This is a genomic window from Pseudoalteromonas lipolytica, from assembly GCF_900116435.1.
GTDB classification, from domain to species: Bacteria; Pseudomonadota; Gammaproteobacteria; order Enterobacterales; family Alteromonadaceae; genus Pseudoalteromonas; species Pseudoalteromonas lipolytica.
In genome coordinates, this window is sequence record NZ_FPAZ01000001.1 from 23472 (window position 1) to 36223 (window position 12752).

A 12752-nucleotide genomic window follows, 5' to 3' on the forward strand; every position below is an offset into this window, starting at 1 on the left:
ACCTGTTAAAAGCAGGTTTAATTAAAAATTTTATCTTCATCTATTTTTTTTAATAGCTTCAAAACTTTCACTAAACTTTGGGGTATATGGTCATGTTTCTCAACTAAGCAATCAGAGATAAAAGCATTGTCGCGCTTTAATTCTACATTAGCAAAAGGAGCATAATGCAGGTATACATCTTGAATTGCACTTGAGAAATTATGCAACCTTGATTGAAGAGAGTAGAAATCACCTCTAGACTTTAATCTAAGAAAATTGTTGTGATATGAAATGTCATTAAATTCTGACGAAATATCATTCACTAAGTTTTGATATTTGTTAGACATTTCTAAAAGCTCTTTCAAGGCTTTATTTATATCAGCATCGTTTATGGTATGCTCGTTAGCTAAATAATTGATTAAATACACTTTCAAAATAGCATAATCAGATAAGAGCATGTCATTGATTGGTCGTATTTTGGTGACAATAAAAGCCCTATATTCCTTAATCCCTCTGTGGGCATTAAACAAAAAATACTCTTTCGCAGCTAAAATCACAGCTATAACAGTAAAAAGACCACCAACAAATCCGGCTAATGATGTTAAAATCTGAAATGATGGGCCTTTTTCAGTTGCAATCACTGGAATGCCTATTAACAAAAAAATTACTGATAATAAAAGAATAATAGGGTTAATGTATTTAATATAAAACAAAACCCATGTTAATCGTAACCTATCGGTTATGGTTTTCATTGTAAAATTTACTACTGAATATTTTCCTTGTTTTTCTATGAGAACATCTTTCATCACTGTAAAGTATAAATCTGCATAGGTTTGCTCTATTTTTTCATTATTATAAATCATGTGAATATACTAATCTTTAAGTTGTGGTGTAGATAGCATAAAGTTATCTACATTATTTAGGCTGTTTTCTTATCTCCATACTTTAACACAATATCTTTTAAAGCAAGCTGATCACTCATTTTGATTAAGTCATTACCAATGATTTTAAGGGTTTCACTGGCTTCAAGTAGGTCATACAAGTGTTCAATTTGAGCTTGTAGGGCATCTACGTGGCTTTCGTTATAACGAACAGAGCGTTGTAAAAACTCAATCTTGTTGATGAAATTATAAGGCACATAAGATTCAACGTGTGATATCTAAAAACAACCATCTCTAAAAATTAATAAATAACCAGACCGTGCAAACCGTAACACTAGTAAAGCAATGTGTATTTAAACAGACAAACAGTGTAATGACAGATTGCCACTTAAATGAGAGTGAGTGTAAATCAGATCGTTTAAATTAAACGTGGTAAAAATGACAAATACAAATTGGTTTATAACTCACAATGTAAAAGAGCATCTTTGTACAAAAGCAGGTGAAAACACGTTAAATCTACAAGTGTAAATGGCACTTTAAAGCTGGATCAGTTTCACTGATTTTAAAGAGGGAATTTTATATTTTGACTGGATCACTTCTTTTATAATGACACCATAAGATAAGATCCAATCAGTTTTTGAAATGATAACGCTGGATCCTACTTAAAGCAGCCTGTAAGCCACGTAAATAAAGGGCTGCAAAAAAATAGATATACAGACATATAATATGTAAATGCTAATAATGTCGAGTTTTCAATCAGTGATCACGAACTGTTTTAAATAAGCTTTTTATTGGTTTCTTGGTTTTTTTCTAAAACAGTGTAATCAACAGCTTTGTAACCGTTTGCTCGCTTTTTCCACATTCGTTGAAGCATTGGCAAATCATCTACAAAATCATATACAGTTACTTCTGATTTGCCTGGATGATGTCTTTGAATACGGCCAGCATATTGCGCAACCGTACCCTTCCATGAAACAGGCAAGGCGAGAAAAAGAGCATCTAAATATGGTAAATCAAAACCTTCGCCAACATATTTCCCTGTAGCGATTACGACAGTCTTATTCGGTAAACCTGCTTGCATATCAGCAATTCTCTGCTTACGAATTTTTGCAGTTACACCGCCGTGTAGCTCAATGGCTGAGATACCTTTTGCTTGCAATAATTTCGATAGAATACTGATATGTTCTTTGCGCTCACTGAGTACTAAACATTTTCTATCCATTTGAACCGCTTCAGATATTTGGTTCGCAATAAGAAGACTACGTGCTTCATGATCTTGCAAGTACTGATAGACTTGTGTGATTTTGATTGCCTCGGAACCATCCAACCAGGTTTTAGGAAAAGACGTACCCGTATCACATCGATATGTCGTTTGTGAAAATTGCACACTATCGGGTTTTGATTCAAATAGCACATCTCCTAATTGAAAGTACATAAGCTTCTCTAAGCCGTCTTGGCGCTTAGGCGTTGCTGTGAATCCAAGGATATATTTTGGTAATACGTTCTTTATTAATGTCTCGTAGTTTAATGCAGGAATATGATGGCACTCATCAACAATGATTTGACCATATTGATAAACTTTCTCATTAATATCGACGCCATTCCTACCGATAAGGCTTTGATAAGTAGCGACATCCAATAACCCTGTGAGTTTATCTTTACCACCGAGTAAAGAGCCCATCTGAAATTCATTTAGAAAAATTTTACACCGTTCTATCCATTGTTCTGCAAGCGCTTTGTTATGAACCAAGACTAATGTGTTAACTTCACGCTTAGCAGCTAATGCCAAAGCAACAACTGTTTTTCCAAACCCGGTATTTGCAATAACCAACCCAGTTTCATTTGCCATTAACGCTTTTAATGCTTTGGCTTGCTGAGCACGAAGCACACCCGTAAATTTGACCTCTGACAAAGGTTGACCGTTCTGACGTTTATCCTGATAAGAAACAGAGCACTCTCGTTTATCCAGTAAGTTTTCAACCTGAGATTGCAATCCACGAGGTAGTTGTAAGTAGCCTGATTCAATATGCGCTGCACACAAATATCGCGGGACACCAATAGTTGAAAAGCGCATTGCTTGGCGTTTAAAAAATTCAGGATTACCAAATACGGCTAGCTTTTTGAGACTTGCAATCAGTTGGTTGGGAAGTGGATCGGTAGCGATGTATAGCTTGTCAGCCTGAATTATTTCTATTGAGTCAGGGCAATTTTGTATTTTCGTTGAAATAGAAGGCGATTGTTTTTCCCATGGTTTACTGTCTAGCTCTGGTGGTTCAATGGTGATATATTCTTTAAGTCGCTCAAGCAATGTGAGCATGACATCCGCAGTAATTTTGGCTGTACTTGCCAAAGCTTGCCATTGATCACCAATCACTTCGCCATTTTTGTCGATAAATGAGGCATTACCTAGCATACGTGGTTGTTTCTGCAAAGGTAGGGCGATGAGATTACCGAAACCACCTTCTGGTAATTCATCTTGGTTGGGAAACATTCGATCAAAACAATCAAAATTAAGAGTCGGATAATTATCCATGGTCAGATTAAGCAGGGCTGTACCCAACTGTCGAGCAGTTTTAGCATTTGTTGCTGCATTGAAGAACAGCCAAAGATGTCCACCGTGACCACTTCGAGACTTTTCAACCAGATTCGGAATGTGTAACGAATCACATACTTGCCGTAAGGCAGTTATCGCATTAAACCAATCAGCTTTATCGAAATCAAAAGCTAGAAAATAGCATTGATTTTTCTCAGTTAAAGGATAGATACCAATAGTTCGTTGTCCACGTAGATGCGCGTTTATGGCATTTTCATCTAATGGGTGAAAAGCTTGATGATGACATTCAGAACAGGCAATTTTTGGTTTGTTGCAGACTCCAGCTTTCCATTCGTTGGCACATGATGGAGAGTAGCCCGATTTACCTTGTTTTGATTCCCAACGAAAAGGATAGATATTATTCCTACCACGAAAGTAGTTTTGAAATAAGGCAACCTTAGCTCTCGGATCAGCGTATTGGTTAAAGTAGTGAGCCTGTTCAGCTGTCAATTGCTGGGTCAGTAAACGGCTTTCCTCAAGTAACGCCGCTTTATGAGTTTCAATCTCTTCCAGTTTAGCTTTAATATTTGCAAGGCGCTGCTCTGGGGTGCTCATGACATTGACCTTTTTTTATTATTCACTAAATTAGGCCGTTAGCTTGATGATTATAAGCCATGATTTCCCTTCGTTATTCATCGAATAACGATTCAGCCCCAATCAACGGGATAAGCCGTAGCAAAACATCTTCCATTACACCATTTTCAGCAGTGGTAATTTTCTTCGCACTGCGGTCTTTCCACGAAAGAGTTTGGATCAAACTTGAAGCTACAACACTGGGTTTATCGAGGTTTTTTACTGGGACTTCGGTAGTTTGCCCCCGGATACTGGTACTAATCGGGCAGCAAATTAACAACCCCGTTTGTTGATTGTATTCTTTACTTGAAAGGACTAATGCAGGGCGATACTTCCCGATCTCTTTACCTTTCACTGGCTCAAAATCTAGCCAAATAATTTCATTGCGTTTAGGTACATACTGAGCCATTACTCACCCAACTCTTTACCCGATACTAACGCCAGCTCATCAGCATGAGCTGTATGAGCATCTAAACCATTTAACAGCTCTCGTTCACTGAACGGAAAGCGCTTCTTTTGACGTTTGATTGGTTCAATAATAATTTTTTTTCCATCGGCTTTAACCTCAATCTCAGCCCCTTCAACTAAGCCGAGTTGTTTGATGAAAGCGGCAGGGATTATATTGCCGAGACTATTACCTATTTTTCGTACTTGAGTGCGCATATTTCACCTCTTAAGTAAGTACATTGTTATAACATGAACTATTTTACGCTACCCATCTTCAGTGTCAACTTTGTTATAACCAACAAGCTAGCTTAGCTCCTTTGCAATTATTCACCCTATATAACAATTTACCAGCATGGATTATCTTAAACTTGGCCTTGCAAAACTAACTGGCCTAGATAAAAAAATAGGTAACTGGATAGGGGGTACCAATGGCGAAGCAGTTGCTTCAAAAGTCGTTGATATGGCCCAAACCTTAACGGGGTCAGGTTCACCAGAAGAAGCGTTAAACCGTATTAAGCAGTCTGATAAATACGCGCATGAGTTAAGAACAACATTGCTCAATCGAGAGAAAGAGCTTGACGAACTTGCGTTTAAAAACACGCAGAGTGCGCGCAATATGCAAATCCAAGCACTTAACCAAGATGATAAGTTTTCTAAACGCTTCATCTATTATTATGCGTGGTTTTGGTCAATTACGACGGCTCTATATATAGGCTTTATCACGTTTATGCCTATTCCTGAGAGCTCTACACGCTTTGCAGATACCATTTTAGGGTTTGTTTTAGGCACTGTTATAGCGTCAATATTGAATTTCTTCTTTGGTAATAGCCGTGATAACTCGCGTCGAAATGAAATTCAAGACATTCAACAGTCATTAAAAGAGCATTAAAATGGCTCTATCAGCTCCACAATATGGCGACCTTGTTAAATTCAAGGAAGCCATTTCACACTTTCAAGACAAAATTAAGCTGACAAGTGAGTCATATAAAGACTTACAGGGCTTAATTCATGCCAAAGCATTCACTGTTGCAGGTGCAACAGAAATCGAGATCCTGAATGAGCTATATACAGCAGTAGATAAAGCAATTAGTGATGGCGAGACTATATCGGACTTTAGAAAACGCTTTGATAAAATCGTTGATGATCACGGTTGGTCTTATAAAGGTAAGCGTGGCTGGCGAACCCAAGTAATTTACCAGAACAACAAAAATACAGCGCGAGCAGCAGGGCGCTGGGAACAACAAAACCGATTAAAAGAACGTAGACCTTATTTACTTTACCTGACCGCTGGTGATAGCCGAGTTAGGCCTGATCACAATAAATGGAACTATATATTACTGCCTGTAGACCATCCGTTTTGGGACACACATTATCCGCCAAATGGCTATAACTGCCGTTGTAAGGTGGTTTCACTGAACAAACGTGATATTGCACGTATGGGCTTATCGATCACAAAACCAGAGTCTGTTAAAAAGTTCATGGAATCATTTAAAGTCGTTGACGCATCAACGGGTGAAGAACTTAATAAGTTACCTGGCATAGATCTAGGTTGGGACTATAATCCTGGTAAAGCATGGTTAGGTGCAGACATTGCGGCTGGTAAGTCAGTGGTAAAGTTATCGAAAGAGCTACAGCAATTAGCGGTACCGCAATTTAATGAAGCTGTTTTGAAGTCGCAGCAGTTTTATAAAAAGCAGGTAAATTTAAAAGCAGCTCAGATTGCACTTAAAAAGCCGGTGGTTGATGGCCAAGAATTTACGTTAGGGCACTTGCCCGCATTTTTCCTAAATGAGCTGTCACGTAAAAATGCACCTATATATAGTAGCGCTGTTACGATTAGCAGCTCGCAAATTGAAAAGCTGTTAGCTGGCCAACTGTCAGTTGAACAAATCCACCAGCTAATGAACGCTATTCAAAAACCAAATGCGTACACATATATAGATAACAAAATTAGAATGACGTACCAGGGCTTTATGATCACAATCGAACTGGGACCAAACTTTAATACAGTTGTAGCAGCAGAAAAGATTTAAAGATTGCTCGCTGAGAATATTTAAAGAGCGTTTAAAAGGCGTTTAAAAGGCGTTTAAAGTGTGTTTAAAGTGTGTTTAAAGAAAAGTTAAACGATCAGGAATGATCTAATTCTAAACGTAAAATGAGCAGGAATGATCGGGTAATGAGTCAGTTTGAACGGTTAGAGTCTAAAAACAAGCGTAATTCAAAAATCATGAATTTTCGGCTTGGGATTGGCAAAGGTCAGTATTTACGGGCGTTTCCAAAACACGAGGGCGAAAATCTCCATACCTCCATAATTCTAGAAATGAACAACCCCTTACACCGTGATAGAAATGACAAACACAAATTGCTTTATAACTCACAATGTAAAAGAGCATCTTTGTACAAAAGCAGGTGAAAATACGTTAAATCTACAAGGCAACGAACTTAATTATATAAATATTTATGCTATTTAACATAATATAAATTATAGGAAGTAATGGTTTGTATATATCTGAGCGCTGTCTTCAGTGATACTAAGTCCAATACTAGACGGTATCGGACATTAGGTGGTTGTTTTGCTATATAATCCATTTAATTATCGACTGTTTCTTGAGCTTAGGTATTGCATGGCATATATTAAAACTATCAAACTAAGATGTAACGATAAGATGTAAACAATATGGAATTTGTGAAACCGTTAGAACCCATTTTGATAATTGATGATATGCAAGATATCAGAGACTATCTCAACCAGATATTAACAGGCCTTGGCTTTGAAGATATTTTAGAAAGCCGAGATTTTGAATCAGCTAAAACAGTTATTGAAGAAAAATCGCCTAACGTCATCTTTCTCGATATAGAGCTCCCCAACACAGACGGCACAGAGATTTTAGAATTCTTAAACGACAACTACCCACACACACATGTTGTTATGTGCTCTGGCCACAACAGTCTCGAAAATGTACAAAACACGTGGGAACTTGGCGCTAAAGGTTTTATTGCTAAACCATTTAACGCAAAAAAAGTCGATACTGTTATGAAACGTCTAGAATTGATGTAAACCATAACAAATTAAGAAGTTTATGAATTCGACTATTGAACGCGTTATAGATGACCTATCGACAGTAATATTTGGTAAACAACAACAAATTAAGTTGGCATTAGCCTGTTTATTCAGCCAAGGTCATTTGTTAATTGAAGACTTACCAGGTATGGGTAAAACCACTTTATCGCATGCACTTGCGGCGGTTTTAGGTTTATCGTATCAACGCATTCAATTTACCAGTGACTTACTTCCGTCAGATATATTAGGAACAAATATATTTGATGCCAAAGAACACACTTTTTCATTTCATCAAGGGCCTGTTTTTAGCCAAGTTGTCCTTGCAGATGAAATAAATCGCGCGGGTCCTAAAACACAAAGCGCTCTGTTAGAAGCAATGGAAGAAAAGCAAGTCACGGTCGACTCTGTTAAACACGCCCTGCCATCGCCTTTTTTTGTGATTGCTACACAAAACCCAGTAAATCAGTCTGGTACATATCCTTTACCTGAGTCACAGTTAGACCGCTTTTTTATGCGAATTAGTTTAGGGTTTCCTGATAAACAGGCTGAGAAAAATTTAATTTTGGGTTTAAATAATCGTAACTACGACGATTTACCCGTGCGTATAACAACTGAGCAACTCTCTATTATTCAAACAGAAATTACTCAGGTCACACTCAGCAATGCCGTTGTTGATTATATTTTAGAGTTAGTTGCATTTACTCGCCAAGACAAGCACTTTGTTAATCCTTTATCGCCAAGAGCATCTATTGCGCTTTCTCGTGCAGCTAAAGCATGGGCCTACATTGAGGGACGTAATTTTGTTTTACCTGAAGACGTTCAAGCGGTGTTTGCAAGTGTGACCGATCATCGTCTTGGGTTGAATAAAGATGACAGTGCTTATGCACTAAAACATGTTCCTGTTAGCTTGTAAAAGATGCTTAAGCGCCCTACTTTTGCAACTCGTTTTACGCACTTTTTTATAAATAAGTTATTAAAAAATAAGCATAAAACAAACGAGATTACACTGCGTCATAATACAATTTACGTTTTGCCATCGCGCTTAGGAGCTAAATTTTTATTTGTGGCACTGTTAAATTTTGTGATGGGTATTAATTATCAAAACAACCTTATTTTAGCGATGGCGTACCTTATGGTTGTTTTATTAGTATTCGCCATTTTAACGGGTTATAAAAATCTACGTGGTCTCAGTGTAAAGTTTAATCACGTAATGCCATGCTATGCACCCAATCAACCAAGCGCTCATTTTTCTATAAAAGCTAAGAGCGCGTGTCAAGGTGTTGCGCTTGGATATAAAAATACAAAATCACAGCTCATTGATGTAGGTAATAACGAAGTAGTAAATACGCATATTTCGTTAAACTTAGACAAACGTGGGCGTTATTGCTTCGAAAAATTCCAAATTTATAGCTCTTTTCCTTTTGGGCTTGTGTCTGTATGGAGTTATATTCAGCCCAGTGATGCAATTTATATATACCCAGAGCCAATCGATGACCCTAGTTTAGTTCTTGACACACTGGAATTAGGCGATAGCGAAGAGCATGAAAGCCAACAAAAGCCGGGATCGGATGATTTTCACCAACTGTCTCCTTTTATCCCCGGTACAGCACTTAATAAAGTATCTTGGAAACACTACGCAAAAACTCAGCAGTTACTCAGCAAGGAGTTTACGAGTCATTCGTCTGCCAAAATGGTACTTAACTTTAATAAGTTAAACGGCAATACTGAAACTAGGCTCAGTCAACTATGTTATTTAGTCAATAAGCTCACTGAACAGCACGTTACATTTTCTTTAACGTTGCCAAATAGTGAGGTTGCTTCGGGTTGCGGTTTAAAACATCAAAAATCGTGCCTTCAAGCGCTGGCGGAGTTTTAAATATGCTGAAGATGCATAATGCAGGCTTAATAAATTCGGCACTTTCATTCATATTCATCATTATGAGTGGATTTTTGTTTACTGAAGTCCCTGCTCTTTTTCTCGCCATTTTAATTTCTTTAAGCTGCCTTAATTTATTAATTGGAAAGTTCTATAAAAAACTCAATGGTAAGGTGGCTAATATTTTAGCTGCGGCCTGTCTAATCGCTTTATTTGTTGTTGTCGGTGTGTCTGACACAGTTAAGTTATTTGTTTCAATGATGCTACTTGCAAGTACATTTAAACTATTGCAAGCGCGAACAACCAAGCAATATCAAACCGTGTGTTTACTCGTGTTTTTTAACTTATCGACCCTGTATCTCTTTCATCAAGGTTTACTCGAAACATTGCTGGTAAGCAGCTTATATATCGTTAATTTTGCAGTCCTTGGCTATTTAGACAGCCCTAATAGCTTTAAAACGGCTAATAAACAGAGTGTTAAGACCATTTTTTTCGCTTTACCTATTGCTGCATTTCTAATTTTATTTTTACCAAGACTTCCTGCTTTTTGGCAATTACCGGGGCCAAAGCTTGCTAAAACAGGTTTGTCTGAACAGGTAAACCCGTTTTCTATTGCCAAATTGGCAGAATCAGACGAGCTAGTTTTTAGAGTTGAAGAGCCTAATAATACAGCTCTGCAGCCCCCCTATTATTGGCGAAGCCTTATTCATGATGAGTTTAATGGTAACGAATGGTTAATATCGGACATTTTAAAATCTCAACAGTTTAACCTTACTCGCAAGCCAGTTGCCCCTCAAAACTACGTTCAATATCAAGTTATTGCAGAGCCTTCATCGGCTAATTGGTTATATGGTTTGGGGTATGCAACAAGTGATAATACGGCTGTATTCTCCACCTATAATGGTTTGCTAAAACGCAAAGGCAATTTAAATAAGAACATAAAATACACCGTTAAAAGCGGCTCATTAAATAATGTTGTTCTGTCTGACTTTGAAAAAAGACTCTATACGCGACTTCCTGGCAACGTGAACCCTAAAACGCGCACACTGTCATTATCTCTCGCTGAAAAAAATACCAACGAAGAAGCCTATTTTAATGCTTTATTGCGCTATTTTAATGAACAAGCATTTAGCTACACACTCACACCTACAGCAATGACTGGCGAGAATACAATTGACCAGTTTGTATTTGATAATAAACGTGGCTTTTGTGGACATTACGCAAGTACAGCAGCCTTTATGTTCAGGGTTGCCAAAATTCCTGCGCGTGTAGTTTCTGGTTACTTAGGCGGCGAACAAAAGCAAGGTTCAACACTCAACGTCTATCAATACGATGCCCATGCCTGGGTAGAAGTACATTTTAATAATGCGTGGCATGTGTTTGATGCAACCGCGGTTGTTGCTCCAGAGCGGTTAAATGGCTCGTTATCACAATTAAGCGAATTAAATGAAAGCTTTAATGAAAATTTAGGGTTTGGCCTAAAACGCTGGAGTCACTTTAAAGCAATAAATTGGCTTAGAAATCACCTTGAAGAATTAGATTATAAATGGACAAATTGGGTGCTGACTTTTGATCAGCAATCACAACAAAACTTTTTAAAATCATTATTTGGAAATAAAGCGAACTGGATAACGCCACTTGTAGTTTTGGTTACGCTGGCCTTTGTTTTTCTAGGTTACTTTTTCTATTCAAAGCGCACGCCTCTCTCTAATGAGCCACTTATTAACGAAATAGAACAGCTTTACCGTTGGGCGAATAAACGGGGTATTGAAACCGATGTCACTCTTACTCCTTTGCAAAACATTGCAAATATAAAAAAACAAAAGCCCCATTTATCCAGCGAATTGGCTAAATTTGAACAGATAATCATCGAAGTGCGCTATCAACAGCTCGCATTTACTCAAAAACGTAAAACCACTGCTCGAGTTCTGTTAAACTCTCTCAAAACAGCAAAATAGAGAACAATATGAATGCAGTAATTGTTGGCGTTATATTAATGCTGGTACTGACACTTTGCCGTATTAATGTCATTGTCGCGATGACACTAAGTGCCATTGTTGCCGGTTTAACGGCTGGGCTTGGCTTGTCAGATACGCTTAATGCATTTAACGAAGGGTTATCGGGCGGCGCTGAAATAGCACTAAGTTACGCAATGCTAGGTGCATTTGCTGTGGCTATTTCTAAATCAGGGTTAACACGTATTTTAGCAGCCAAATTGCTCAAGCAAGTGAATGATAACAGCCACAAAGGCGAAACAACCCTAAGCTACTTAATTTTAAGCATCATATTATTGTGTGCAATTTCGTCGCAGAACTTAGTCCCGGTACACATCGCGTTTATTCCTATATTAATTCCCCCGTTACTTATTGTATTTAACACGCTGCGATTAGATAGACGTGCCATTGCCTGTATTTTAACTTTTGGTCTTGCAACCTCTTATATGGTTCTTCCGTATGGGTTTGGTGGAATCTATTTATATTCAATATTACATAAAAACCTCACTGAAAACGGTTTAGAACTTGTGAATACACAAGTCCCTATCGCTATGATAATTCCTGCGCTTGGCATGTTAGTTGGCTTAATTATCGCGGTATTTGTTAGCTACAAAAAGCGACGTCATTATGAGGCTCACGCCCTAACAGAAAAACAGCAAGACGTTGTTATCGAACAACCAAAAAAGGTATTGGCTGTTGGCATTGCTGCCGTACTTTGCTCGTTGCTTGCTCAAAATGTGAGTGGTTCTATGATTCTAGGTGGCCTTGTTGGAGTTATGATATTTAGTCTGTTTGGTATTGTTAAGTGGGAGCAGAACAGCGACGTTTTTAGTAAAGGTGTAGCCATGATGGCAATGATTGGCTTTATTATGATTTCGGCACAAGGCTTTGCTTCCGTTATGAAAGCAACTGGCGATGTTACCTCATTAGTAAGCTCTGCTGCTGGTATGATAGAAGGAAACAAACCGCTTGCCGCTGCACTCATTTTATTAGTTGGCCTATTGATCACCATGGGCATTGGTAGTTCTTTTTCTACGGTGCCAATTATTGCGACCCTTTTTGTACCACTGTGCTTAGAACTTAACTTTTCTGTTATGGCAACGGCTGCACTTGTTGGTACTGCTGGGGCATTAGGTGATGCGGGCTCCCCTGCTTCTGATTCAACCTTAGGACCAACGTCTGGATTGAACGCCGACGGCCAACATGATCATATTTGGGATTCAGTGGTACCCACATTTATTCACTTTAATATTCCGCTACTGATATCGGGTTGGATAGCAGCAATGGTACTTTAAATTAAAACACTGTACTGCAACTTCAAAAGTTATGCTGTCAGTTAAAAAGACGA

General features: G+C 38.1%; 12 protein-coding genes. 7 read left to right on the top strand and 5 right to left on the bottom strand.

What is annotated here, in order from left to right:
- Nucleotides 1-17: 17 nt before the first annotated feature.
- The 5 genes from BM378_RS00115 to BM378_RS00135 form a co-directional block, all read right to left on the bottom strand.
- Nucleotides 18-842 (bottom strand): hypothetical protein, encoded by an 825-nt coding sequence (locus BM378_RS00115; RefSeq protein ID WP_074988209.1) that lies wholly within the window; start codon nt 840-842, stop codon nt 18-20.
- 56 nt (nt 843-898) lie between these two features.
- Complete coding sequence (locus BM378_RS00120) at nt 899-1117, bottom strand: hypothetical protein (RefSeq protein WP_218061174.1); 219 nt, start codon at nt 1115-1117, stop codon at nt 899-901.
- Nucleotides 1118-1635: 518 nt separating this feature from the next.
- Complete coding sequence (locus tag BM378_RS00125; protein ID WP_065979931.1) at nt 1636-4008, bottom strand: DEAD/DEAH box helicase; 2373 nt, start codon at nt 4006-4008, stop codon at nt 1636-1638.
- Nucleotides 4009-4081: 73 nt separating this feature from the next.
- On the bottom strand, nt 4082-4435 hold the full coding sequence (locus BM378_RS00130; RefSeq protein ID WP_065979930.1) for a type II toxin-antitoxin system PemK/MazF family toxin: 354 nt from the start codon (nt 4433-4435) through the stop codon (nt 4082-4084).
- Complete coding sequence (locus BM378_RS00135; protein ID WP_065979929.1) at nt 4435-4689, bottom strand: AbrB/MazE/SpoVT family DNA-binding domain-containing protein; 255 nt, start codon at nt 4687-4689, stop codon at nt 4435-4437. The genes BM378_RS00130 and BM378_RS00135 overlap by 1 nt, the downstream gene beginning before the upstream one ends.
- A gap of 136 nt (nt 4690-4825) precedes the next feature.
- On the opposite strand from BM378_RS00135, the gene BM378_RS00140 reads away from it, so the two are divergent.
- From BM378_RS00140 to BM378_RS00170, 7 genes are all read left to right on the top strand, one after another.
- Nucleotides 4826-5362, top strand: coding sequence for a hypothetical protein (locus BM378_RS00140; RefSeq protein WP_065979928.1), 537 nt, complete (start codon nt 4826-4828; stop codon nt 5360-5362).
- A gap of 1 nt (nt 5363) precedes the next feature.
- A complete protein-coding gene (locus tag BM378_RS00145; RefSeq protein WP_065979927.1) occupies nt 5364-6506 on the top strand; it encodes a phage head morphogenesis protein in 1143 nt (380 codons plus the stop codon).
- 644 nt (nt 6507-7150) lie between these two features.
- Nucleotides 7151-7531, top strand: a complete 381-nt coding sequence (locus tag BM378_RS00150; RefSeq protein WP_074988210.1) for a response regulator — start codon at nt 7151-7153, stop codon at nt 7529-7531.
- A 22-nt stretch (nt 7532-7553) separates the two neighbouring features.
- Entirely contained in the window at nt 7554-8447 is an 894-nt protein-coding gene (locus tag BM378_RS00155; RefSeq protein WP_036968391.1) for an AAA family ATPase, read from the top strand.
- Between the two features lie 150 nt (nt 8448-8597).
- Nucleotides 8598-9410 carry a DUF58 domain-containing protein gene (locus BM378_RS00160; RefSeq protein ID WP_177222561.1) on the top strand — a complete coding sequence of 271 codons (813 nt, stop codon included), beginning with the start codon at nt 8598-8600 and terminating at the stop codon, nt 9408-9410.
- A gap of 2 nt (nt 9411-9412) precedes the next feature.
- A complete protein-coding gene (locus BM378_RS00165) occupies nt 9413-11368 on the top strand; it encodes a transglutaminase TgpA family protein (RefSeq protein WP_074988211.1) in 1956 nt (651 codons plus the stop codon).
- 8 nt (nt 11369-11376) lie between these two features.
- Nucleotides 11377-12699, top strand: coding sequence for a Na+/H+ antiporter family protein (locus BM378_RS00170; protein WP_074988212.1), 1323 nt, complete (start codon nt 11377-11379; stop codon nt 12697-12699).
- Nucleotides 12700-12752 lie beyond the last annotated feature (53 nt).